General features: G+C 32.6%; 21 protein-coding genes. 9 read left to right on the top strand and 12 right to left on the bottom strand.

Annotation, left to right across the window (positions count from 1 at the left end; translation table 11 throughout):
- Positions 1-120 precede the first annotated feature (120 nt).
- Entirely contained in the window at positions 121-786 is a 666-nt protein-coding gene (locus BLS90_RS08380; RefSeq protein WP_091257214.1) for a hypothetical protein, read from the bottom strand.
- 484 nt (positions 787-1270) lie between these two features.
- On the opposite strand from BLS90_RS08380, the gene prfA reads away from it, so the two are divergent.
- Positions 1271-2347 carry a peptide chain release factor 1 gene (prfA, locus tag BLS90_RS08375; RefSeq protein WP_091257213.1) on the top strand — a complete coding sequence of 359 codons (1077 nt, stop codon included), beginning with the start codon at positions 1271-1273 and terminating at the stop codon, positions 2345-2347.
- A gap of 95 nt (positions 2348-2442) precedes the next feature.
- Here prfA and BLS90_RS08370 read toward each other — a convergent pair whose 3' ends face one another.
- The 7 genes from BLS90_RS08370 to BLS90_RS08345 form a co-directional block, all read right to left on the bottom strand.
- Entirely contained in the window at positions 2443-2778 is a 336-nt protein-coding gene (locus BLS90_RS08370) for a hypothetical protein (RefSeq protein ID WP_091257212.1), read from the bottom strand.
- 10 nt (positions 2779-2788) lie between these two features.
- The gene (locus BLS90_RS08365) at positions 2789-3367 is read right to left on the bottom strand and encodes a hypothetical protein (RefSeq protein ID WP_245705067.1); all 579 of its coding nucleotides are present in this window, start codon (positions 3365-3367) and stop codon (positions 2789-2791) included.
- A gap of 35 nt (positions 3368-3402) precedes the next feature.
- Positions 3403-3705 carry a YtxH domain-containing protein gene (locus tag BLS90_RS08360; RefSeq protein ID WP_091257211.1) on the bottom strand — a complete coding sequence of 101 codons (303 nt, stop codon included), beginning with the start codon at positions 3703-3705 and terminating at the stop codon, positions 3403-3405.
- Positions 3706-3732: 27 nt separating this feature from the next.
- Entirely contained in the window at positions 3733-3855 is a 123-nt protein-coding gene (locus BLS90_RS16655; protein ID WP_245705072.1) for a lmo0937 family membrane protein, read from the bottom strand.
- Positions 3856-4492: 637 nt separating this feature from the next.
- Positions 4493-6277 carry a sensor histidine kinase gene (locus tag BLS90_RS08355; RefSeq protein WP_091257210.1) on the bottom strand — a complete coding sequence of 595 codons (1785 nt, stop codon included), beginning with the start codon at positions 6275-6277 and terminating at the stop codon, positions 4493-4495.
- A 1-nt stretch (position 6278) separates the two neighbouring features.
- On the bottom strand, positions 6279-6725 hold the full coding sequence (locus BLS90_RS08350) for a response regulator (RefSeq protein WP_091257209.1): 447 nt from the start codon (positions 6723-6725) through the stop codon (positions 6279-6281).
- An 11-nt stretch (positions 6726-6736) separates the two neighbouring features.
- The gene (locus BLS90_RS08345) at positions 6737-7300 is read right to left on the bottom strand and encodes a helix-turn-helix domain-containing protein (RefSeq protein WP_091257208.1); all 564 of its coding nucleotides are present in this window, start codon (positions 7298-7300) and stop codon (positions 6737-6739) included.
- Positions 7301-7844: 544 nt separating this feature from the next.
- Here BLS90_RS08345 and pyrF point away from each other — a divergent pair.
- Positions 7845-8687: an orotidine-5'-phosphate decarboxylase gene (gene pyrF, locus BLS90_RS08340; protein ID WP_091257207.1), complete on the top strand. Its 843-nt coding sequence runs from the start codon at positions 7845-7847 to the stop codon at positions 8685-8687.
- Between the two features lie 316 nt (positions 8688-9003).
- Positions 9004-9804, top strand: a complete 801-nt coding sequence (locus BLS90_RS08335) for an ABC transporter substrate-binding protein (protein ID WP_175455452.1) — start codon at positions 9004-9006, stop codon at positions 9802-9804.
- On the opposite strand, the gene BLS90_RS16835 is transcribed toward BLS90_RS08335, so the two are convergent.
- Positions 9799-9948, bottom strand: a complete 150-nt coding sequence (locus BLS90_RS16835) for a hypothetical protein (RefSeq protein ID WP_175455451.1) — start codon at positions 9946-9948, stop codon at positions 9799-9801. The two genes, BLS90_RS08335 and BLS90_RS16835, sit on opposite strands and share 6 nt — an antisense overlap.
- Positions 9949-10044: 96 nt before the next feature.
- Here BLS90_RS16835 and BLS90_RS08330 point away from each other — a divergent pair, with 96 nt between their 5' ends.
- Positions 10045-10830 carry an alpha/beta fold hydrolase gene (locus BLS90_RS08330; protein ID WP_091257206.1) on the top strand — a complete coding sequence of 262 codons (786 nt, stop codon included), beginning with the start codon at positions 10045-10047 and terminating at the stop codon, positions 10828-10830.
- 247 nt (positions 10831-11077) lie between these two features.
- Here the strand turns inward: BLS90_RS08330 and purU are convergent, their stop codons facing one another.
- From purU to BLS90_RS08315, 3 genes are all read right to left on the bottom strand, one after another.
- On the bottom strand, positions 11078-11932 hold the full coding sequence (gene purU / locus BLS90_RS08325; RefSeq protein WP_091257277.1) for a formyltetrahydrofolate deformylase: 855 nt from the start codon (positions 11930-11932) through the stop codon (positions 11078-11080).
- A 226-nt stretch (positions 11933-12158) separates the two neighbouring features.
- Positions 12159-12866 carry a DUF4197 domain-containing protein gene (locus BLS90_RS08320; RefSeq protein ID WP_091257205.1) on the bottom strand — a complete coding sequence of 236 codons (708 nt, stop codon included), beginning with the start codon at positions 12864-12866 and terminating at the stop codon, positions 12159-12161.
- 505 nt (positions 12867-13371) lie between these two features.
- Entirely contained in the window at positions 13372-14838 is a 1467-nt protein-coding gene (locus BLS90_RS08315; protein ID WP_091257204.1) for a glycoside hydrolase family 130 protein, read from the bottom strand.
- A gap of 814 nt (positions 14839-15652) precedes the next feature.
- Between BLS90_RS08315 and BLS90_RS08310 the strand changes: the two genes are divergently transcribed.
- The 5 genes from BLS90_RS08310 to BLS90_RS08290 all read left to right on the top strand — a co-directional run bounded on the left by BLS90_RS08310 (position 15653) and on the right by BLS90_RS08290 (position 24231).
- Entirely contained in the window at positions 15653-19105 is a 3453-nt protein-coding gene (locus tag BLS90_RS08310) for a methylmalonyl-CoA mutase family protein (protein WP_091257203.1), read from the top strand.
- Between the two features lie 163 nt (positions 19106-19268).
- Positions 19269-20516, top strand: a complete 1248-nt coding sequence (locus tag BLS90_RS08305) for a phage integrase SAM-like domain-containing protein (protein WP_175455450.1) — start codon at positions 19269-19271, stop codon at positions 20514-20516.
- Positions 20517-20551: 35 nt separating this feature from the next.
- The gene (locus BLS90_RS08300) at positions 20552-21451 is read left to right on the top strand and encodes a hypothetical protein (protein ID WP_139171399.1); all 900 of its coding nucleotides are present in this window, start codon (positions 20552-20554) and stop codon (positions 21449-21451) included.
- 114 nt (positions 21452-21565) lie between these two features.
- The gene (locus tag BLS90_RS08295) at positions 21566-21829 is read left to right on the top strand and encodes a helix-turn-helix domain-containing protein (RefSeq protein WP_091257200.1); all 264 of its coding nucleotides are present in this window, start codon (positions 21566-21568) and stop codon (positions 21827-21829) included.
- Between the two features lie 5 nt (positions 21830-21834).
- Complete coding sequence (locus BLS90_RS08290; protein ID WP_091257199.1) at positions 21835-24231, top strand: hypothetical protein; 2397 nt, start codon at positions 21835-21837, stop codon at positions 24229-24231.
- The last annotated feature ends 679 nt before the right edge of the window (positions 24232-24910 follow it).

The raw sequence follows: 24910 nt of genomic DNA, 5'->3' as shown, positions 1-24910 counted from the left end.
TTTTTAAAAAGCGCATTTTTGCATAACTGTGAGATTGGGATATAGTTATTTTTATTGCTGGTCTTTCTCAATTTTTTTTTAAACCAATCATCCTAATAAGCCGATGTTTTAAATTGTTTTTTATGGTTTTTGCGGTGTGTAATTAAAATATGAAATTTTGAAGTCCCGATATACAATCTCTTTAAATTGTAGTTCATGTACAACCTCGTTCTTGCTGTTGTACATATAAAATTGAGTTAGTAATCCATTTGGAAAATTTTTGCGAGCTTTCCAAATTTCATAAGCGGTTGCAAAATCGAATGTTGGTAAAAAATTGAAACTTTGGTCCACAATATATAAATTGTGACCAATGTTTTTATTTTTCTTCAATTCTTCATTAGTGGTCTCTAATTTGATTTTTTTAAATAGCTTACCATCAACTAGGGTGTCACTTTGTTTTTGAAAATCATAATTGTTAATCTGATACTTGTGCGGATTAATGTACGAGTTGGCGTTAAATAGCGCTATAAGCACACTTTGCTTTTCTAATTCTTCTTTCTTAAAAACTTGATTTGCAACTAAACCATTATAATCCATTAGTTTTATTCTGTACTTTCTTTTACCTACCGGTATTTTTAGAGCATAATAGCTATTGTCCTTGGAATTGACTAGATAGGATCTAGTATCTCTTAAGTTTTTGTGCTTATAATAGAATTGGTAAATAACTTCACAATCAAATTTATAAACTTGCTGAGAGTACAAGGTTTGTAATGCGAAAAGACAAAATAAATAAGTCAATAGTTTCATAAATAAGTCTATTTTTTAGTAAAAGTCTGATGTTTTTATATCACTCAATTTTAAGTGTCGTCTATAATTTGAAAATTATAAAGGTCAGTAGTCCTTCACAAATATATAATTTAAATCTGAAAAAACTTATAAAAAATCATCTTCAACAAAACTAATTCCTTTTCATTCAAGAACTTTACGGAAAACCGCAAACGACCTTTAATTATTCAAATTCTCTAGCCCTGATAGCAGTGAAAATCCTTTTTTAAGGCTTTTTTTGCCGAAAAAAAGATTGCAGCGCATAGCAGGAAATAGCTCCTAAAAAGACTTTAAATGTTTAAATGTTTAAAAGTTTACTGTTTAAAGTTTCTACAATAGTACTATTTGTGTTACTGATGGCTTTGTCTTCGGGAAGTTTTCAGTTGATAGAGAATACACCAAAAACGAATCTTGCAAACTGGATACTTTTTTCGTAATTTTGCATTCTAAATAAAGGACTAAGAAAATGTTAGATAGACTTCAAATAGTAAAACAACGTTTCGATGAGATTTCGGATTTGATCATTCAGCCGGATGTGATCTCGGATCAGAAGCGTTATGTGCAATTGAATCAAGAGTACAAAAGTTTAAAAGCTTTGGCTGAAAAACGCGATGAATACGTTATTTTGATGGCGAATATCGAAGAAGCAAACGAAATAATTGCTGATAACAGTGATGCAGATATGACCGAAATGGCCAAAATGCAACTCGACGAAGCCAAGGGAAGATTGCCGGAACTAGAGGATGAAATCAAGTTTATGTTGATTCCGAAAGACGAGGAAGATGCTAAGAACGTGATGGTCGAGATTCGCGCCGGAACCGGTGGGGATGAAGCCAGTATTTTTGCCGGAGATTTGTTCCGTATGTACACCAAATATTGTGAAAACAGAGGTTGGAGAACTTCAGTGGTAGATATGAATGAAGGTACTTCGGGTGGTTTCAAAGAGGTAATTTTTGAAGTTACGGGCGAAGATGTTTACGGAACTTTGAAGTTTGAGGCTGGTGTTCACCGTGTGCAACGGGTACCACAAACGGAAACGCAAGGACGTGTACACACATCAGCAGCGACAGTTATGGTGCTTCCGGAAGCGGAGGAATTCGATGTTCAAATTGATATGAACGATGTTCGTGTGGATTTCTTCTGTTCGTCAGGACCTGGTGGACAATCGGTGAATACTACGAAATCGGCGGTGCGTTTGACCCACATTCCTACCGGATTGGTGGCACAATGTCAGGATCAGAAATCACAACACAAAAATAAAGACAAAGCTTTTGGTGTTTTGCGTTCCCGTTTGTACGAACAAGAATTAGCTAAAAAGCAAGCCGAAGATGCAACAAAACGTACCTCACAAGTAAGTTCTGGTGACCGTTCAGCAAAAATTCGTACCTATAATTATGCTCAAGGTCGTGTTACTGATCATAGGGTAGGAATGGATGTTTTTGATATGGACGGCGTAATGAATGGTAAAATTCAAAAATTGATTGATGAACTTCAATTGGTCAACAATATGGAGAAACTGAAAGAAGCGAGTGAGGCTTTCTAAAAAGTAAAATAGAATCTAATAAATACACAAAACCAGCGAAAATAATTTTCCGCTGGTTTTTTTATATAATTCTAAGAAGCAATCTTTTTTTTAGATTAAAAACTGCCTGCCTCTGGTTTCAATTTTTTTTCCACAATTAGGTTTCTGAAAGTCTCATATTTTGAGGTGGCAGCATTAATTTTTTCATCAAATATTGTATTGTCTTCCAGCATGTCAATTTGAAGATTGAGTTCGTTTGATTTTTGCTCATAACATTTCTGAATTGCATTCCAATTGGTCAGCGCATCAATTGTACCGTTGGTTGTAACGGAATCAATAAAACGAATATAATTATTTGTAACTACTTCAGCTCTTTTTTCTTTATTGCTTTTACAAGAATTAAGCGCAGTGGCGATAACAAGAATTCCTACTAAGTATTTGAACTTTATCATATTATTTGTGTTATAATTTAAATCCGTAGGCTAATCGCAAGGATATTTGGCCTAAACCGTCTTTAAGTACTTCATTTTTTAATACTTGAAAGTCATTGAAATGTTCGTATCTCAAGCTAATGTCAATTTTATCAGTGGCATATCCAATGGCTGGACTCAATAATAAAGAAGTTTTGTTGTATCCATTTGTTACAGCAAAAGCGGCGCCTGCTTCTCCCATTAAATACAACTGATCTTTTAGAACAAATGCTTTGAAACCAACTTTTGCAGGGATGTAACCAAGATCATTGTCCTTACCAGACACAAACATATTACTAAATCCTGTGGTAGCTGTTATGGAATATTTTTTGGATAAATCATATTGGATTCTTGCATCGGCACCCAAATTGTAGTCATAAGGACTGTCAAGTGGAAGTCCTCCGTTTATACCAAATCCAAGACGAAATCCTTGATCATAATTTTTCACTTCTTGTGCGTTGGTCGTTGTAATTCCTAATGCTACAGCTGCTATCACAAGTATTACTTTGCTGTTGAAGGAGTTTTTCATATTGTTTTTGTTTGGATTACTATCTAATATAGATTGCGACATTATATCCTATTAAAAGGGCAATTTTTAAAGTGATTTTATTCAAAAATTGTAGCCTCATTGATGTCTTTTAAATTATTTAAATTGATTTTTGCATCTTTGTTGATCCCTTTGCTGTTTCTACTAATTTGTCGGGATTCATTTTTGAGGTCGCTTATAATTGGAGAAATGACATTCGCTATTTTTTCAGATGAATTCAAAAGGTTGTTTTTAATAGCAGTGCTTTTGTCACGGATTACTCTTCTTGTTTTACAACCTTTTGCTGGGGCGAAAAATACTCCTAAAATTGCTCCTACTGCTATGCTACCAAGTATTGTTATTGCTAAATTGCTCTCTTTCATTCTTGTTTTTTTAATTTTTTTACTGTTTTATTCCTTTATGACAGGCACTAAAATGACGAGTACGGCTATCACTAATAAAAAGTGAATGATGCTGTTTGCGTTATAATAAAAATAGCCTATTGTCCAGAGGAGTACTAAGACCGCGGCCATTAGGTATAGTAAATTGTGCATGATTTATTTGTGTTTTCTTTAAATTTCAAAAAATAATTTTGAGTGTTATATGTAATTTTTTAGTTCGTTAGTGAAACGTACTCCATTCAAAATGAAGAGCAAAGTGCGCTTTTTGGTTTCGCTAGCATGGGATTCAAACCATAGTGTAATTGGTCTTTTTCTGTAATAGCGGTGTTCCGAATTGTTTTTCGTAAATTAGATTCCCTATCGTTTGTTGGACGTTTACATGCTTATAATTCTGAAAATAAATAGGAGTAGAATTCCAAAAAATATTTTGTGCTGTAAATTTTTGACAGCGAACTTTAAAACGGAATGGTTCTACTATATCTTTTGCGTTTCATTTTTACGATGTTGTACTCTTTTTTCTTATTTGACAAAGGTGCAAAGCTCTTAGTGGTTTTCTGTTACATCAATTTCGAATTATATTACAGAATTTAAAGATGGGCATCATTTTTTGGAGTGTCGATCGTAATTTATAAATACTGTGTGACTAGAAACAAAAGGAAATCCTTTCATTGTTGTATAATGCCTGCCGTAAGACCGCATCCTAAGTTTCGCATATTAAAAAAAGAAGGAAGTAGCGGATCAGAAATTTGATCCTAAAAAACGGATGTTTTTATTCAGTAGGGAGGTAAACGGTAAACGTTGAACCTACATTAAGTTCTCCTTTTGCAACAATGAATCCCTTATGGTTTTCTACTATTTTTTGGCATATAGCCAAGCCAATCCCGGTTCCTTGGTACTCGTTTTTGTTGTGGAGTCTATTAAAGAGTATAAAAATCTTGGTGGCATATTCTTGCTCAAAACCAATTCCATTGTCTTTAAACGTAATCTTATAGTATTTGATGTTGTTGTCAGGTAATATTTCTACTTCATTAGCATCAATCATTTCGCAATTAATTTCAATAATTGGACTGCTATTTTCTTTACTATATTTTAATGAGTTGCTTATTAAATTGATGAATAATTGCTGAATTTGGAATGGGATTACGTTTAAAGTTGGCAATTTATTACTTTCAATACGTGCTTTTTTGTCTTCAATGGTGGGTGCTAATTCGTGTTTTGCAGTTTCAAGCAGATAATTTAAATCGGCTTCTTCAAAAATCTTTTCTGCTTTATTTATTCTTGAAAAATGCAATAAATCTTTAATAAGAACCCGCATTCGGTTTGCAGAGGATTGAATACTCCCAACATATTGTTGCCCAGCTGCGGATAAATTGGCGTAATCCTTACTAACTAATCTTGACATAAAAATTTCAATTTTACGCAAAGGTTCTTGTAAGTCGTGGCTTGCAATGTAGTTGAAAGCAGTTAGTTCTTTATTACTACTTTCTAACTCTCTGTTCCGCTCTTCGACAAGGTTTTTAGCATAAACTTCTTCGGTTACATCACTAGTAGTACCTATAAAGGTCTTGTTTCCGGAAGCTATATTAACAATGCGACCTAAGCTTCTAAAATAGCGAATCTCACTGTCTTTTCTGATAATTCGATACGTAAAAGGAGGAAGGTCGTTGTCATTTAATATGTTACTGGTGTTTTGTTTTACAAATTCTAAATCATCAGGATGTACAAATTTCAAAAAAGTCGCTCTACTAGCCTCAAAAGATTGAGGATCACAACCTATTAATCGGTATTCGTTATCAGAGAATTTATACTGGTTTGTTTCTAAATTTAATTGCCAACTTCCAAAACCACCTACTATTTCAGCAAGATTATTGGCTTCGTTTGCGACAGAGAGCGTATTAATTGTTTTTCTTAAGAGTACTAAATCCCGATTCATTTTAATAAATGCAATCGTAATTAAAATTAAGGTAACTATTAGGGTTAAATAGATGAGTAAAGGTGTGTAATTCATCGTTGCTTTATAATCCTGTTGCCTGTTTTGTAACAAGTTTTTCTGCGTATTAATCATGTCTTCTATTTTAAGCCGAATAGAATCCATTGTTTGCCTACCTACAATTAAATTACTTTTAAATGTTTCTTCGTTGTTGATTCCCAATTCATGAAGATACAGTGTTTTAGAAAGGCCGTTTTGCTTTTTATTGATGAAGTACAGCAGTTTTTTCAAATTGCTTTGTTGTGTTCTACTATTTGCCGTCAGTGCAGAAACTCTTTTAAAAGATTTTTTGACCAAGGTTTTGGAATTGTAATACGGTTTAAGAAAAATTTTATCTTTACTTAGTATATAACCTCTTTGCCCAGTTTCGGCATCTTTAATATACGAAATTAGGCGCTCAAGTTCAATATTTACTTCATAACTGTTATTAACGTAATCCGACGATTTTTTTAAAACCGTAATATGCTTAAACGTAATTCCGCCAATAAAAAAAATAATTGCTACCGAAACGATAAAAATTATTTTTAAAAACAGCGGTGATTTATGAAGTGGAACGTATTTCATTTTACAATCTCATTAAAAAATTATCTTTGTTTAAACCAGAAGTGTGGTATTGCCAATTTATGGTTACTACTTCTGAAAGTATTTTTTTTAAATTCTCAAAATCGCTCGGCTTTTTAATGTAGATATTGGCTCCGTTTATAAAAGTCTCTTCTATATGTTCCTCCGATGATGAGGTTGAATAGATGGCAATTGCTATATTGTTGAGTCTTTCATTTTTTTTTATTTCCAATAAACATTCAACGCCATTCTTTTTGGGCATGTTCAAATCCAGAAACAATACGTGTGGCAAAACAGAATCTTCATGGTTCAGGAAATCCATTAACTCAACACCATCGTTGAAGGTACTTACTTTGGTGTTTATTTTTAATTCATCAAATGCATCCTTAAAAAACAATCTGTCATCTTCGTCATCGTCTGCAAGGCAAATATTTATAAAATCAGTAGTCATATACTAGTGGTTTAAGTGTTGTTTTTATGGGATAATTCTCTTCTTTTGGAAATAATGCGCTGGAAAGCAGAAGGCGTCATTCCAGTTGTATGCTTGAATTGCGTGCTCAAATGTGCAACACTGGAATAATTCAATTGAATAGAAATTTCAGTCAAATTAAGTGGCGTGTTGATCATCAATTGTTTCGCTAATTCTATTTTTTGAATAATAATAAAATTTTCTATAGAAGTATAGGTGACTTCTGAAAATACATTAGACAAATAGGCGTAACTCAGGTTCAATTTTTCTGCAATAAAAACTGAACTTTTTATATTTAAAGGAATGTCACTATTGACCATTTCAACAATAGCATCTTTTATTTTCTGAACTAGAACACTTTTCTGATTTTCAACTATTTCGATTCCGTATTCTCTAAAAATTCCAGTTATTTCTTCTATTTTTTTTGAAGGTACTTTTTCTAAAAAATTAAATTCACCAAACCCGATACTATTATATTTATATCCTAATTCGGATAACTTTTCCTCAACAATTTTTTTTGTCAGTTGAGTATAATCAAACTTTAAATACACCTTCATAAGACTTTTGTTTAATAGTAAAGATATAAAAATGTATTTTTTAAATGCACTTCAATTAGTGTTATGAAAAAATATTTTTATTGATTGACGTCGTAAAGCTAAGAACTTTTAACATATTTTCAAGCCCTTCCGAAATGATATCTTTTGATTTTTAAGCTTGTAAGAGTTTTTTTTATAGCCTATATTTTTAAAATTTAATAGATTAACATGTATTCTAAAGACTCTACAATCGTTAATTTTATAATTATTTTAACACCGACAGCAGTTTTTAATTTCTTCTTTGAATCCGAATTGAATGCGAGAATTGCGAAGTCGCTGGTGGTTTAATGCAGAATAAAACACTAATTTTTCAGTTTGGCTTTCTCTTTTTTATAATTCTTTTTTCGGGGTTCATTTGTAGACGGAAGATTACTATTGTTTTTTTTTGACATACAATACAGGATATTTATAGTACGATTTCATACTATAAATATTCAAATTTTATTGTATTATCATAACTGTTATCAATTGTATGTTTGTAATTTTGTCGCATAACTACATAAAAATGACAACACAGCAATTAATTGACCAAATCAAAATCAAGAAATCATTTCTAACTATAGGACTAGATGTTGATTTAGAAAAAATTCCAAGCCATTTATTAGCACTTGAAGATCCTATTTTTGAATTCAACAAAGCCATAATTGACGCCACTCATGACGTGGCGGTTTCTTATAAACCCAATACTGCTTTTTATGAGGCTTATGGGATAAAAGGCTGGATGTCACTCCAAAAAACAATTAATTATCTGAACGAAAATTATCCTGAAATTTTCACAATTGCTGATGCAAAAAGAGGAGATATTGGAAATACATCTTCGATGTACGCCAAAGCTTTTTTTGAAGATTTGAATTTTGACAGCGTAACTGTTGCTCCTTACATGGGAAAAGATTCGGTGGAACCCTTTTTAGCATTCAAAAATAAACATACCATCATGTTGGCTTTGACGTCAAACGAAGGCGCTTTTGATTTTCAGACCTTAATTACGAATCCAGAAGTAGCGGGAGGAAAAGAATTGTACAAACAAGTTTTGGAGACGTCTAAATCTTGGAAAAATAGTAAAAACTTGATGTACGTTGTTGGTGCTACTAAAGCCGAATATTTCACCGAAATTCGGAAAATAGTTCCACTTAGTTTCTTGCTGGTTCCTGGTGTGGGCGCTCAAGGCGGAAGCTTGGCTGAAGTTTGTAAATATGGAATGAATGCAAATGTAGGTTTGCTTGTAAATTCCTCCAGAGCAATTATTTATGCTTCAAATGGAACTGATTTTGCTCAAAAAGCAAGAGCCGAAGCGTTTAAAATGCAACAGGAAATGGAAGAAATAATGAATTTGAATTTTAAAGTTTAACGTTTCAGGTTGTAACCAAAACATAAAGCATACAGCCTTTAATTATGAAACATATAAGTCATGTAAGTGCAAGATTGTTAGCTTGCTAAATAGTACTTAAGAAGGCATATAAGTTAAAAGCGTTCTTTATAAAGCTATGACTTTCTTAAATGAACTATTTGACTGCATAAATTAATTGTGAATTAAAAACTTAAATGACTATTATGTTTAACAATTTATTTTTTCAGAATGTTCTTATTTGTAAAACTAAATTTTTCTTAATTTTTTAATGGTAAAAAAGCGGTCAATTGATGCTTTAACACTTTAAACTTTCAACTTGAAACAAAAAACACTTATCGATCAAATCGGAACAACACATACTTTTGAAACTTCGCCTAGCCGGATCATTTCACTTGTTCCTTCACAAACGGAATTATTATATGATTTAGGTCTTGAGGATAAAATCATCGGAATTACTAAATTCTGTGTGCATCCGTATCATTTTAAATCAACTAAGAAAAGTGTTGGTGGAACCAAAAAAGTACATTTTGAGAAAATCAGATTGCTACAGCCGGATATTATCATTTGTAATAAGGAGGAAAATACATTGGAAATGGTGGAGCAGTTGCGAAAAATTTGCCCAGTTTGGGTGACTAATATCGCAACTATTGAAGATAATTTTCAGATGATAACCGACTTTGGTCAGCTATTCAATTGTAGAACCGAATCGCAAAAATGGAATGATAAATTAGCATTTGCCTTGACCGATTTTAAAAATTATATCCAAGACAAAGAAATTAAGAAAGTAGCCTATTTCATTTGGAAAAAACCTTTTATGGTAGCTGGTTCGGATAATTTTATTAATGAGTTATTGAAACTAAATCATTTTGAAAATATATACCAAAACAAAGGACGTTACCCTGAAATCGAACTCAAAAAAATGCGTTTAGAAGGCGATCCCGATTTGGTATTCCTTTCCTCAGAGCCCTATCCTTTTGCAGAGGAAGATGCCTTTGAGATTGGAAGACACACGCATCACGCCAAAACAGTATTTGTTGATGGCGAGATGTTTTCTTGGTATGGAAGTAGGCTGCTAAAAGCGTTTGATTATTTTAAAAAAATGCACGAAAAATTATAATTCGCATTCTTCTAAAATCAATTCTTCTTTTGTAATGCTTGACTGCTCTGCGTCTTTTTCGAAGTTGAAATTCAACTCAGAGAACATTTGGTATTCTTTTTTAAGCTTTTCTATTTCACTTTTCTCTTTCAATATTCCTTTCATGGGTGCAAATTTACGGCATACAATTATAAATCGAGCATTATTTTTTGTTAAGATTGGGATTTAAAATTAAAGACCTATTTTTACAAAAAAAAGCAAGTGATCAATTATACCATTTACGAAAATAAAAACAGCGATCAATGGGTAACTTTTGTTCATGGTGCCGGTGGAAGTTCTTCTATTTGGTTCAAACAAATACGTGATTTTAAAAAACAATATAATGTATTGTTATTGGATTTGCGAGGTCACGGGGAATCAAAACCTACTTTAAAAGCAGCATTCAAACAGAAATATACTTTTTCGGCTTTGGCCAATGACATTCTGGAAGTCTTAGACTTTCTGAAAATTAAAAAATCGCATTTTGTTGGCATTTCATTAGGGACTATTTTGATAAGACAGTTGGCCGAAATGTATCCAGAACGGGTTCAGAGTATGATTCTAGGTGGAGCAATCTTAAAAATGAATTTCCGCTCTCAAGTATTAATGCGGTTGGGGAATATGTTTAAATACGTTTTGCCGTATTTGGTTTTATATAAGTTTTTTGCTTTTGTAATTATGCCAAAAAAAAGTCACAAGCAATCTCGCGTACTTTTTATCAATGAGGCTAAAAAATTATACCAAAAAGAATTTATTAAATGGTTTAAACTAACCGCTGAAATAAATCCCGTCCTAAAGTGGTTCCGACAAGTTGAATTGAATATACCTACGCTGTACGTGATGGGTGAAGAAGATTATATGTTTTTACCATCCGTTAGGACAGTAGTGGAGAATCATTATAAATCGTCAAAACTCTTTGTAATAGAAAATTGTGGGCATGTAGTTAATGTAGAGCAACCTATTGCTTTCAATGACGCTGTTCTTTCTTTTATAAAAACTGCCAAATAAAAAAATGCCCGCATTATACATGCAGGCAATTCTTTAACTAACCAAAACCAAAATAATAAATAACCAGTTTATTACTCTGCAAAGATCACACTTAAGCGGACCTTGTGCTGTTAAGATTTTGTTATTACTTTGTTGGACATAAGTTAACTTTTAACCGTCAGCATTGAATTTAATAATTTGCATAAATAACTCCAATAGAGAAAACTGCGATGCAAAATCTGAATGTCGCACAAACCGTTTCTATTGCCTATGAAAATACGACCGTTTTGTTGTTATAAACCATAGTTTTTCGTTCTGCATGCAACTTTATTGCTCTAGCCAAAACCATGCGTTCTAGATCTCGTCCTTTTATAATAAAATCTTCTATAGAATGACTGTGCGAAACTCTCGAAATATCCTGTTCGATAATGGGACCTTCATCTAATCCTTCGGTCACGTAATGACTTGTGGCACCAATTATTTTTACACCCCGTTTAAAAGCGGAATGATACGGTTTTGCTCCTGGAAAGGCGGGAAGAAAAGAATGATGAATGTTGATGATTTTGTTTTTATAAAGGGAAATTAATCCGGGAGTTATAATTTGCATGTACCGCGCCAAAACAATAAAATCAACCTTGTATTCTTTTAGTAAATCCATTTGTTTCCGTTCGCCTTCCATCTTAATTTCTTTGCTAAAAGGAACATAATGAAACGGAATCGAAAAACGTTCCGCCACGGCTCTTAAATCTTCGTGATTACTAATTATAAGTGGGATTTCAAGCTGTAATTCACCAGCGCTGTAGCGTCCTAAAATATCATACAAACAATGATCGTATTTAGAAACAAATAAAGCCATTTTAGGTTTGTATTCCTGCGTGTAAATTTCCCAAGACATCTTAAACGGCGCAGCTAAATGAGTCTGAAAGTCCTTTTTTATGGTGTCCATATCCCAGTTTTGGGCGCTGAACTCGCATTCTAAACGCATAAAAAAAACATTCTCGTCTGCATCTACATGTTGGTCTAAATAAATAATATTTCCTTCAATCGAAGCAATGTAATTGGTAACCGAGGCAATAATTGCTTTTTGATCTTGGCAATGAATTAGGATTGTAATTTTTTGCATATTACTATTTTTAGTTTTTATCCTGATGTATTTTAGGAGCTGTTTCCTGCTATCCGCTAAATCTTTCCTTATCTCTTTCCAAAAAAAGAGATAAGGAAAGGATATCGCTTCTATCAGGGCTAGGGCCTTGCGTTTATCAATACTATTTATCAAAAATAACCTTATATTTTCTATAAAAAAATTGAATTTAGCGGTTTAATGTTCTAAAAATAGAAATGCTTGCTAGCTAGTTTTTATCCTGCAAAGCAAAAACTTTTTGCAATAAGATAGAGGTTCTCGCACTCAAAGTCGTTCTGATGTTTTTTTCTTCCACGGCAACCATTTTAAATACACCATTCAATGCTTGATTGGTAACGTAATCAGTTAAGTCAGGGTTCACTTTATTCACTAATGGAATACTGTTGTATTTCGTAATGATGTTTGTCCAAACTTTATCGGCTCCCACTTTTGTAAAAGAATTTTTAATCACAGGACTAAATTTTCCGTACAAAGCAGTCGACGTACTATTTTGTAAATAAGAAGTAGCAGCACTTTCATTACCCATCAAAATTGTTTTGGCATCGTAAAAAGTCATGTTGCGGACCGCATCAACAAATATTGGTGTCGCTTCTTTAACTGCGTCTTCCGCGGCACGATTCAATACTTTCAATCCTTCGTCAGCTAACGAACTTAGTCCTATTCTTCGCAATCCAGCATCTACTTTTCTCAATTCTTCCGGCAGCAAAATTTTTACCGCTTCATTTCTATAAAAACCATCAGTAGCGGTCAATTTTGTCACTTGTTTTGAAATTCCATTATTCAGCGCTTCTTTTAGTCCGCCAGCAATATCAATACCACCAATTCCTGGCGTTTGTGGAAATTGATTTAAAACTTGTTGCATTTCAGCACATCCAAATAAGGAAAAGGCAGTTAAAAGCAGTACAATTTTTTTCATAAGTTTAATATTTAATTCGTTTTTTCAAAGATAAGCAAACACTATGCCTTTTAGTAGTAAAAATATTCCGCAAGAAAATAGTAAGCCGTTTTTTAAAAGACTCAAAAGAGCGCAAATGCCTTGTTTTAGAGAACAATAGTGGTTTCCTGCTAGTGATTTATTCCTATTATAAACCCATCTAGTCTTCACGCTCTATTTTTTAAATAAGGATCAAAAAGAAAGGCTGGAAGGGAGGATGAGATAGATGGAAATAGCAGCGCTACAATCATTTTTAGCTAAAAGTTTTTCAGTAGTGATTTTTTTTACGTTGTCAAAAGATCGGAGCAAAAATAGAAGGCATTGCGTGCTATTGTTTGTAGCAACTATTTTATTGCTATTCAAGAATAATCGGGGATTTAATTGATAAAGAGTTTAAAAAAACAGTAAAAATGAACCGCTTAGATTATTGAAAGTAGATGGTGTCCTAATTTTTAAAACAAGAATTTTTCAAAAAAGTGGATTTTTATTATTTGCTTTTCTTCAATGCATCTAGTAATTCTTCCAGGTCTACCACGCCGTAAGTAGATGAATAATCGGACACTGCATAGGGAAGTATAAGACTGTTATTATGAATAATCGAACCACAAGAATAGACTACATTGGGTACATATCCTTCTCGTTCCCCTTCGAGTGGTGCTAATAAGGGCTCTTTTAATCTTCCAATTTCCTTGGAAGGGTCTTCAAGATCAAGCAACGAAGCGCCTAAGCAATACCGTCTCATAGCACCTACGCCGTGCGTAATTACTAACCAGCCCTCTTTAGTCCAAAGTGGTGATCCGCAATTACCAATTTGGGTAAATTCCCAAGAAAAACGAGGTTCTTGAAGAATAATTGGATTGTCCCATTGTGTTCGGCGATCTGAATACATGATGTAATTATTAACGCCATCAATCCGGGAAAGCATAGCATACTTTCCCTTAATTTTTCTGGGAAAAAGTGCTAGATTTTTATTTTGAGCACCGGCTCCATACAGAGGTACAACGCGAAAGTTGTAAAAGTCTTTCGTAGAAATAAGTTTTGGTAATATTGCATGACCGTTGTAAGCGGTATAAGTAGCAATTATTCTATCTGACCCATCGTCATCGAGAAAGCGCACAAAACGGGCATCTTCAATGCCGCGACTTTCAGAATCTGATATTGGAAATATAACACGTTCTGTAATATCAGAATCATGTTTGAATTGTAAATCATAAAATGAATCCGCCAACCAGAGTACTTCTTCGAGTGCAGTTCTTCTCTCTTGGAGGATTCTTTGATCGCTTAAGGCTTTATTGAGTATGTTTTTTAAGGCAAAATACTCGAATTGATCCGGTAACTCTCCCATGATTTGGGCAGAATATTGATCTGACGTATGCATTTCTGCTAATTTAACGAGAAATCGCTCTTTGCTATATAAGGTTTTATGGACTACCTCTGCTTTGTCAATGTTATTTCCAATTTTCATCACTTGGAGATCATTATTTTTATCAAGAATTCCTCTTCTAAAAACAATGGAGGAAATATGTCCTTCTCCTGTGGCACGAAACGATATAATAATTCGTTTTTCTCCATTTTGAAGATCGGATTGGTCAAAATCTTCAACCATAGAAGGATTAAAAAAGGCGGCAGATTCTATTGAATACTCCATTGTACAATAGGAGCCAATAAGCATTTTTCGCTCATCGGATAACTGGTCATAATTAATTTGCATTGCCTCAATCAAACCTCTAATTTTTTCGCAATGCCTAAAAAATGTTTGTGAAATGTTTCGATGTCTTCTAGCAAACTGACGCAATATATGCTCTAATGTTTCTTGAACTTGTTTTTCGCTCAAAACTATAATATGGCTTACCATTTTTTGAGTTCTAGAATCACCATTCATAAAATACCTGGCAACGACTCTACTGCAATCAGGCAAAAATTTTATATTTTTTCGAATAACAGGAACTCGCATAGATTCATTTTTAAAGTGAAATAGTTCAGCGTTGTGTATTTAAGTAACGAAAAGTCGTATTAGTTTTTAATTCTAGTGAGCCTGTATTTCTAAATTGATCTAAAAGAAAACTATTGTGATGAAATTTAATCATCGGATTTTCTTTCTTGAAGTATGAATGAGTGTGCTCCAGTTCCAATGATAATTGCGCTTAAGCTAAATAACTCCTTAGATAAATAGGATCAGTTAAATTGAGAAATAAAAAATTACTTTGTAGAAATTAGTCCTGTTAACTTCAATTATTAGTTTATTTCCAACTGCATAACTTTTCAAGGTAACTATTATTGCTACCCTATCTGGAATTACACAATCTGTATTAAAATTACAAAAAAATATTTAAAATGTGCGTAAATTTCTCTTTTACCTTATTGCTCTTATTTTTTCTAAAGAATACCAATTTGAATTGGATGAGAATGAGCTACGTGAAATACTTCCTTGTTGTTTTTTTAAATTAAAGCACTTCGCTGGCGTACTATAAATAGCTACCAACTCGCCTTTTCTATTGGTAAAAAGTTGAGGACTATTTGAACAAGTAATAAATTAAAAATCTAATTTATGTGTTAAATTAAAAAGAGGAATTAAACTGTTGTACAGATAAATAATATGATTTATTGCAACAGACTACCAGATGCAACCAGTGGGCTGAAAAAAATTAGAAATAATTTATGTTGCCTGTTATAAAATTCAAAAAATACAGTCTTAAAATTGAAATTTTCAACAATTAATTTTTATTATTTTCGTAAATTGCAGTCCTAAAATCGACATTTAAATAAAAATGGAACAACAAAAACCGTATATCCCTAACAATAAAGTAAGAATTGTTACAGCAGCTGCACTTTTTGACGGTCATGATGCCGCAATCAACATTATGCGTAGGATTATTCAATCTACAGGTGTTGAGGTAATTCATTTAGGTCACGACCGTAGCGTTGAAGAAGTAGTTAATACTGCAATTCAAGAAGATGCAAATGCCATTGCAATAACTTCTTACCAAGGTGGACACAACGAATATTTTAAATATATGTACGACTTGCTTCAAGAAAAGGGAGCGGGACAAATTAAAATATTTGGAGGCGGTGGCGGCGTAATTTTACCTACAGAAATAGCAGAATTACAAGCGTACGGGATTACCCGTATTTATGCTCCAGATGATGGTCGAGCCATGGGATTGCAGGGGATGATAAATGATTTAGTGCAACAATCGGATTATCCTATTGGAGACAAACTAAACGGAGAATTATCCCGTATTGAAGAAAAAAATCCAACAGCAATTGCTCGATTAATTTCTGCTGCAGAAAACTTTCCTGAAATAGCAAAACCAGTTTTTGAAACTATTCATAAAAATAACGAAACCTCAAAAATTCCAGTTTTAGGAATTACAGGAACAGGTGGTTCAGGAAAATCATCATTAGTAGATGAGTTAGTACGTCGTTTCTTAATCGATTTTCCAGAAAAAACCATTGGTTTAATATCTGTCGATCCTTCAAAACGTAAAACAGGAGGAGCATTATTGGGAGATAGAATTCGAATGAATGCTATCAATAATCCTAGAGTTTATATGCGGTCGTTGGCAACTCGTCAATCAAATTTAGCTTTATCTAAATATGTTGCCGAAGCGATTCAAGTGTTAAAAGCTGCAAAATATGATATTATAATTCTTGAAACTTCTGGAATTGGTCAATCTGATACCGAAATTATGGATCATTCTGATGTTTCTTTGTATGTAATGACACCAGAATTTGGAGCAGCAACTCAATTGGAAAAAATCGATATGTTAGATTTTGCTGATTTGGTCGCTTTAAATAAATTCGATAAACGTGGTGCATTAGATGCCGTTCGTGATGTCAAAAAACAATACCAGCGCAATCATAATTTATGGGATGCAAGTCCAGATGACATGCCAGTTTTCGGGACTATTGCCTCTCAATTTAATGATCCGGGAATGAATACGTTGTATAAATCGATCATGGATAAGATTGTTGAAAAAACTGATTCAGATTTGAAATCGACTTTTAAAATCACTCGTGAAATGAGCGAGAAAATTTTTGTCATTCCACCACATAGAACACGTTATTTGTCTGAAATTGCCGAAAGCAACCGAAAATATGATGTTACTGCGGTAAGTCAAGAACAAGTGGCTCAGAAATTATATGGGATTTTCAAAACATTAGAAACTGTCTCGGGGAAAGTACCTTTAATCAATAAAACTGGGATTGATGACGATTCAATTTTACCAACCGCTTTAGAATCTGAAAAATCAGGTGCAGCCGAAAATAGAATATTCCTCAATCTTTTACTAAATCAATTCGATAACGTAAAGATGGATTTAGATCCCTACAATTGGGAAATTATTTTGACTTGGGACGAAAAAGTAAATAAGTACAAAAATCCAGTTTACACGTTCAAAGTTCGCGATAGAGAAATAAAAATGGCGACGCATACAGAGTCGCTTTCGCATTCTCAAATTCCGAAAATAGCATTACCAAAGTATAAAGCTTGGGGTGATATTTTACGTTGGTGTTTGCAGGAAAACGTTCCTGGAGAATTTCCTTTTACGGCAGGTTTGTATCCTTTTAAACGTGAAGGAGAAGATCCTTCTCGTATGTTTGCAGGAGAAGGTGGACCAGAAAGAACGAACAAGCGCTTTCATTATGTGAGTGCAGGATTGCCTGCAAAACGATTGTCAACGGCTTTTGATAGCGTAACTTTATACGGAAACGATCCACATGTACGTCCTGATATTTATGGAAAAATTGGTAATGCAGGAGTTTCTATATGTTGTCTAGACGATGCAAAAAAATTGTATTCTGGTTTCGATTTAGTGCATGCTATGACCTCGGTTAGTATGACTATTAATGGACCTGCGCCTATGTTATTAGGCTTTTTCATGAATGCGGCGATTGATCAACAATGTGAGTTTTATATTAAAGAACAGCATCTTGAAAAAGAAATAGAGTCTAAAATAAATAAAATATATAAAGGAAAAGGAGTCGAAAGACCACATTATCAAGGCGATTTGCCAGAAGGAAATAATGGATTGGGATTATTGCTTTTAGGCGTTACCGGAGATCAGGTATTACCTTTAGAAATCTATAATGAAATAAAAGCAAGAACCTTATCACAAGTTCGTGGAACCGTTCAAGCGGATATTTTGAAAGAAGATCAGGCACAAAATACCTGTATTTTTTCTACTGAATTTGCGTTGCGCTTAATGGGTGACGTTCAGGAATATTTCATTACCAAGAATGTTAGAAACTTCTATTCGGTTTCTATTTCTGGTTATCACATCGCTGAGGCAGGAGCAAATCCAATCACGCAATTGGCTTTCACACTTTCAAATGGATTTACTTACGTGGAATATTATTTGAGTCGTGGAATGAACATCAATGATTTTGGACCTAATTTATCGTTCTTTTTCTCGAATGGTGTTGATCCAGAATATGCAGTTATTGGACGTGTAGCACGTAAAATTTGGGCGAAAGCCATGAAGAATAAATATGGCGCTAACGAAAGAGCGCAAATGTTGAAATACCACATTCAAACATCAGGACGTTCCTTGCACGCACAGGAAATCGACTTCAACGATATTCGTACCACATTGCAAGCCTTATATGCTATTTACGATAATTGTAATTCATTGCATACTAATGCGTATGATGAAGCAATTACGACACCGACCGAAGAATCTGTTCGTCGTGCTATGGCGATTCAGCTGATTATCAATAAAGAATTAGGTCTAGCCAAAAATGAAAATCCAATTCAAGGTGCATTTATCATCGAAGAATTAACAGACTTGGTCGAAGCTGCAGTTTTACTAGAATTCGACCGAATAACCGAACGAGGCGGAGTACTTGGTGCGATGGAAACGATGTATCAAAGAAGTAAAATTCAAGAAGAAAGCTTGTATTATGAAACCTTGAAACATTCAGGTGAATTCCCAATTATTGGTGTCAATACATTCTTGAGCTCTAAAGGTTCGCCAACTGTTATTCCAGCCGAGGTAATTCGTGCAACAGAAGAAGAAAAACAATATCAAATTGATATGTTGAGTCATTTACATCAGGCAAATCAGGATTTGGTAAATGAACATTTAAATACGCTTCAAGAGGCTGCCATTAAAAATGAAAATTTATTTGAACATTTAATGGAAGCAACTAAGGTTTGTTCTTTGGGGCAAATCACTTCGGCTTTATTTGAAGTAGGTGGGCAATATAGAAGAAATATGTAAAAACACGAAAACAGATGAACATGAAAAACAATAAACCCCTTATTTTACTGGGTTTTTGAATGATTCATGTTTATTTGTTTTTATTCTTTTTCGCAGTTGGTTGACTAATGGTTGTCTAGAATTAATTTTTGTTTATATTTGAATGATTCAAATAAGCAAAATAATGGCCACAGTAAAATACTTACTTCAAAGTAAAAATGATAATTCAAATATTTACGTTCGTTATTCAATAAACAGAAACTTAGTTTGGAAACGTAAGACAGGTTTTGTTATTAATCCAAAAGATTGGAGTGAAGATAAAGCACTACCGATTCAGAGAAATGAAGAATTAAAAGCGATTAAATCCAAGCTAGACAAATTAGCGGTCTTCATTAACGATGCTTATAATAATGGAATAAGCGCAGGAATAGAATTTACCGCTGACTGGTTACAGCTTCAAATTGATTTATTCAATAATAAAATTATTGTTATTGACTTGGATATATTAACCAACTCCATAGATGCGTACATTGATAAAGGCGATAATTTAACGGGCGGTTCGATAAAAAACTTAGACAATCTTAAAAAGTTTATAGTTAACTATGAAAACGATGCTTTGAATGGAAAGCAGGTTCTGATTAGGAATATTGATTTAAATTTTATTGATGCTTTTAAAAAGTATCACAAGAGTAAAGGACGTTCCATAAATTATGTTGGTACTTACATTTCAATATTAAGAGCAGTTGTTAATAAGGCCTCATTAAGCGGTATTCCCATACATCCACAGTTTAAACAAATAAAAGCGATTAAAGAACTCAAAGATCCTGATGAGATCATTGTATTGACTGAAGCTGAACAGTTGCTTATTAAAGATTCAACCTTAAAACGTGAATCACATATTAACGCACGGAAATGGCTTTTACTTGGTTGTCTTATTGGGCAAAGAGCTGGGGATTTGTTGAATATAACCGTGAAAAATCTAAAAGATATAAAAGGTTTTAAAATAATAGAATTAAAGCAACAAAAAACTGGTAAACTAGTTGCAATTCCCTTATTGCCTGAAGCACTCGAAATCATTGAAGACGGATTGCCTTATAAAATTAGTTTAGAACATTTCAATAAATACAGTAAAGATATTTGCGAAATTGCAGAAATTGATACAATTGTAAAAGGCAAGATGCGTATCGATGATAAAAGAACCTTAACATCTGGACATTATAAAAAATGGCAAGTTATAAGTTCTCATGTTTGCAGACGGTCTTTTGCAACTAATTTTTATGGAAAAATTCCAACATCAGTTTTGATGAATATAACTGCTCATAGCACCGAGAAAATGTTTTTATCATATATCGGGAAATCTACTTATGATAATGCGTATCAAATGTTAGAATATTTTAGTAAACTTAAACCCGTAACTGAAAGCTCAAATTAAAGGACTGATTTATTATGCAAATTAACAATACAACAATGAATTACGAGAGTATATATGAGGGATATTATTTTAAATATTATTCTAAAGTAGAATTTTTGATTAAAAATTTTTTAGTCAAAAGACACAGCCAAAAAAAAACGTTTGGGAATTCATATAATGAGGTGGTCCATTATTTAAGTAATGATTTTGTTAAAAAGCATAACTTATACGCTAATGAAAATTTAGAATGTGCATATCGGATTTTTGGTAAACGTGGAAGTATTTATTTCATTGATGAAGTACAAGAGATTTATAAAAATGAAATAAAAATTGAATTTGATAAAATTAATACGGCGGACCTTCCAGCCAATTATACATATCATCAATTTATTAAAGAAGTTGCATTAATAGAAGCCGTTCGGCAAATCCTAAGATTATTTTCAAATCATGAAAGACTTCATGCAATGGTTTATGAGTTAAACGAATTTGATAAGTTTGAAATTAAAGTTTACGGGAATTTAGCTTTGGAGGACTATCCGAATTTTAAGATATTGCATGCAAAATTATATCCAAAACCATTAGAAATTATAGTTAAAAATGTACAACTAGAAGTTTTTGACTCAGAAGAAATAGATTTAAACGATTCAACAACTACTTATGATTATTTAGGGCAATCATCAAACGAAAAGGCAAATGAACTATTCGATTTTTTAATCCAATATTATAGACCTGATGAAAAAACGAGCGTAAAATTTGTGAACATACTTCACTATTTAAAAAATGATGCTAATAAGGAGTTGTACATTTTCAACATAAAGCAACTTGATTTTAAGGAAATAATAAAAACAAAATTTAAAATTGAAATAAAGAAATTTGCTAAATCGGAGCGATATCATGACGATGAAAAGTCTATTTTGAACACACTTGAAAGTAGTTTTCGAAATAAAAAGAGTTAAAATAATTCAATATACCATACATACCATTTTTATACCATAAAAATACCATTTTGATCCATTGTAGCCTCCGTAAGTGACAAGATATCATTGTAATTCATTTAAAATGAATTCACAATGAATCAAATTTTCTTAAACGGCATTACACTTGAACAGTTAGCCGAAGCACTCGCTCCAAAATTAAATCTTCAACCAGCGGGACAATCACAATTACCAAATGATTTACTTACACCGGAAGAAGTATGTAAACTTTTATCTTGTAAAAGGACATCCCTCTGGAAGCATACCAAGAGTGGTAAACTGAAAAGTTATGGCTTGGGTAATCGCGTATATTACAAACGGGATGAAGTTTTGGAAGCCGTTAGACCAATTAATCATTAACGGTTTTGAATTCGGCTACACCAATAGCCCTGCCAAAAAACTACATACCTGAATGGACTAAATTAGATTTCGATAATAATTCTAATTTAAAAACCGATATACAAAATCGTATTTCAGTTACTATCGAAAGCGACTTTAAAAAAGCTTTAAACGGTATTAAAGGAGATATGGGAACGGGCGAAAACTTTTCACAAATAGTACGTTTGGCATTGGCTTATTTTTACTCAGATATTTTCAGGGATAAAATAAAGGATAGTTACTATTCAGTAGAAATGGTAAAAGGTTTTTTAGATGCAAACAACCTAACATCATACACCGCAATTCACGAAATTGATGTAAAATTTTATAAATTAAACGATGCATCCTTATTCAGACATTGTTGGTTAATTATTCAGAGTGCTTGGTATTTTAATTCAGAGTATTTTGGACACCATCAGCATATTGACTATGTAAATCACTATTTAGCAACAGGCGAAAAGTTACCAATTGAGCAATATAATTTCGATCAAGATTATCTAGATAAGAGGTACAATACTATAGATAAAGCAAAGATCAAAAACTTACCTATTAATGGCTTTACATTAGTTAGTCAGTGGTATTATGGGATTTTATTTCTAGTATGTAAGGAACTGCAATTGCCAGTATCACATTTTATTGTTTCACAGAGTGATAATAGAGAATTTAATCCAATCACGAAAACATCACGACAATTAAGGAGTTTGGCGCCATTTAAAATTATTGAATGTGATATAAAAAGTGCGTTCCCTACATTTTTAGATATTGAAACTGGCGCAAAATTAAAAGATCATATTTATAATAATTTGATGTTGTCTGAAGGAATAACTAGGGGAAAAGCAAAAATATTATTTGTTTCTGTCTGTAATAGCGGAAAGTACAAAAGCAAAGAAGAAACTAAAGCATTCTTTGTAGATTGTGGATATACTCGAACTGAATGTGAGCATCTTTTGACTTTGACACACAATCCGAAAAGAAAATTTTATTCGTTTATGACGGAGTATGAAAGAGCGGCAATTGAGCATTTTATTTTTATTAATGATTTGAAGCGTTGCGGACGTTTGCATGATGCAGTGTTGTTTATTGACAATAAAATAAAGCCGCAGATTTTTAAAGTGAATCCAAATTGTGATTTCGGGTGTAAGGAACTAAATCGACCCGTTTATAGAGAAAGTTTTAGTTTGTCTGACAAACGTTTAAGGTATGCATATGTTAGCAGTATTCCAAAGGGATTGAATTTGGTTATGACGCATGAAGCTAGTAAACCCGAAGTTAAGGGTGTGGCAAATGGTTTTATATTCTATAAAGAAATGTATCAATATATTAATGCAGTTTTTAATATAAATGATTTTAATGCGGATTACAGCACGTTTCTTCTTAGAATAAAAACAATGTTAAGTTCGTTGAAGTTTTTGAATAAAAAACAAACTAAACCCGAAGTCATATATCTCATTTTACAACATATTAGAGCAAATAGTCAGTATGTTTTTAATGTGAAAGCTTTGTCCTTAAGGGTTATTAAATTTGAAAACTCACCTTGTTTGGTTACGATTAAAGAAAGAAATTATGGAACTATTGAATTAATGGTGTTTAAGAAAACACTTGATTTTTTGTTGGCAAGGAATGAAGCGGAAAAGATTGTAAATACTACTAATAATTATTATGACCTATTTTGCTTAATGCAGGAAAGAATCATAAATGATGATTACGGTTATTTGGATCAAGTCATAATTAAAGGACATAGACGTAATAATTTATTGAATTATGCAATTATTACAAAATTCAATTTGTTGTGTACAGGGTTGTTGAGACAAAGACGAAAACCAGTTAAGAATGAACCTTTTTATGATAGAATGATAAAGGGGTTATTTCTTAAATCATTATCGTTAAAGCCTCAACAGCAAAACGCATTTATTCAGAAAGGAGTTAAAAAGTATGAACGAGAGTTAAAAGAGTTTAACCGGTTGATAAATAATAGACAAATTGCGCAACAATTATTCTTGATTATTTGTGATTTGGCAAGACAAAAATCAGATTTAAATATTTCTGAAAATAGTACCGTTCAAAACCAATTGAAAGCAGATCTAATTGCGATGATTGAGAAAAAGGATCCTTCAGATTTTATAACTGGAGCAATAGAGTTTGATAAACGATTTAAAACAAACATCAAGAAAGAAGTGCCGACTAATACAGATTTGGAAAATGCTTTTGATACAGATTTGAATAAAAGTATTTTCAATCAATTAACTATTGAAGAAGCATCATTTAGAGGTGAAGTTTTTTTTAAGGAATATTTACAGTTTCATGCTGAAACCGACTTTAAAGAAAAGATTATTCCAGTAAGAAAAATCAAAGAAATTTTTAATTTCCTTGAACTTGATTTTTAAGGAATATAAAACTTTTGCAATTGGTATTTTGTAAAACACTAGATCTAATTTTGAGTTATTTATTTTACAAAGCTATTTGCAAAAGCTTTGCAAAGGAATAGAATATTTTCGCAAAAATTTTTGCGAACAACATTAATATTGGCCAAAAATGTGTTTATAAATACAAAATATTAAGAGTGCCTTTATAAAGCCGTCGCAAAAGCTTTGCAACTATCTAAAAGAAATCAATGCTTTATTTCCATATATTTAGACGATGAAATAGTATGAAAAAAACAATATGCAAAAAAAGCAAATTGTTAATTCAGATAATATATATGCTTATAAACTCAATGGTATAATATCAGTTGGTAATTAGGATCACGTTAACGGAAAAAAAATCCCCGTTAACGGTTTTCGGTTTACATGGTCAAATCATTGTTATATGTAAGAATACTACATCGTGAATCCGTAAAAGTACGTTAACGTACACGTGAACGTGTACGTTAACGTGTCTAAATATCCATTAGGAAGTAATGCATGTTTTTTTAGCAATATCACCAAAAGTGGGTATGGTAAAATTCTACAAAACATCGTTTATTTACACAGATGAATTTCGAATCAGTTGAACGGTATGTGATAAATACAAAATAAGTAATCGCTTTACGGTTTTCCTCATTTTATAAGATTTATTTTTTAATAC

Source organism: Flavobacterium omnivorum (genome assembly GCF_900099915.1).
Classification (GTDB): Bacteria; Bacteroidota; Bacteroidia; order Flavobacteriales; family Flavobacteriaceae; genus Flavobacterium; species Flavobacterium omnivorum.
The sequence above is the reverse complement of the archived record's forward strand: the minus strand, read 5'-3'. Positions and strand labels throughout refer to the sequence as shown.

What these genes read in the sequence shown, in the direction of transcription:
- BLS90_RS08310 (WP_091257203.1), top strand. Translation starts at nt 15,653, where the DNA reads ATGGAACAACAAAAACCGTATATCCCTAACAATAAAGTAAGAATTGTT.
- BLS90_RS16835 (WP_175455451.1), bottom strand. Translation starts at nt 9,948, where the DNA reads ATGAAAGGAATATTGAAAGAGAAAAGTGAAATAGAAAAGCTTAAAAAA.
- BLS90_RS08305 (WP_175455450.1), top strand. Translation starts at nt 19,269, where the DNA reads ATGGCCACAGTAAAATACTTACTTCAAAGTAAAAATGATAATTCAAAT.
- prfA (WP_091257213.1), top strand. Translation starts at nt 1,271, where the DNA reads ATGTTAGATAGACTTCAAATAGTAAAACAACGTTTCGATGAGATTTCG.
- BLS90_RS08320 (WP_091257205.1), bottom strand. Translation starts at nt 12,866, where the DNA reads ATGAAAAAAATTGTACTGCTTTTAACTGCCTTTTCCTTATTTGGATGT.
- BLS90_RS08350 (WP_091257209.1), bottom strand. Translation starts at nt 6,725, where the DNA reads ATGACTACTGATTTTATAAATATTTGCCTTGCAGACGATGACGAAGAT.
- BLS90_RS08360 (WP_091257211.1), bottom strand. Translation starts at nt 3,705, where the DNA reads ATGAAAGAGAGCAATTTAGCAATAACAATACTTGGTAGCATAGCAGTA.
- BLS90_RS08370 (WP_091257212.1), bottom strand. Translation starts at nt 2,778, where the DNA reads ATGATAAAGTTCAAATACTTAGTAGGAATTCTTGTTATCGCCACTGCG.
- BLS90_RS08380 (WP_091257214.1), bottom strand. Translation starts at nt 786, where the DNA reads ATGAAACTATTGACTTATTTATTTTGTCTTTTCGCATTACAAACCTTG.
- BLS90_RS08295 (WP_091257200.1), top strand. Translation starts at nt 21,566, where the DNA reads ATGAATCAAATTTTCTTAAACGGCATTACACTTGAACAGTTAGCCGAA.
- BLS90_RS08315 (WP_091257204.1), bottom strand. Translation starts at nt 14,838, where the DNA reads ATGCGAGTTCCTGTTATTCGAAAAAATATAAAATTTTTGCCTGATTGC.
- pyrF (WP_091257207.1), top strand. Translation starts at nt 7,845, where the DNA reads ATGACAACACAGCAATTAATTGACCAAATCAAAATCAAGAAATCATTT.
- BLS90_RS16655 (WP_245705072.1), bottom strand. Translation starts at nt 3,855, where the DNA reads ATGGCCGCGGTCTTAGTACTCCTCTGGACAATAGGCTATTTTTATTAT.
- BLS90_RS08365 (WP_245705067.1), bottom strand. Translation starts at nt 3,367, where the DNA reads ATGTCGCAATCTATATTAGATAGTAATCCAAACAAAAACAATATGAAA.
- purU (WP_091257277.1), bottom strand. Translation starts at nt 11,932, where the DNA reads ATGCAAAAAATTACAATCCTAATTCATTGCCAAGATCAAAAAGCAATT.
- BLS90_RS08345 (WP_091257208.1), bottom strand. Translation starts at nt 7,300, where the DNA reads ATGAAGGTGTATTTAAAGTTTGATTATACTCAACTGACAAAAAAAATT.
- BLS90_RS08355 (WP_091257210.1), bottom strand. Translation starts at nt 6,277, where the DNA reads ATGAAATACGTTCCACTTCATAAATCACCGCTGTTTTTAAAAATAATT.
- BLS90_RS08300 (WP_139171399.1), top strand. Translation starts at nt 20,552, where the DNA reads ATGAATTACGAGAGTATATATGAGGGATATTATTTTAAATATTATTCT.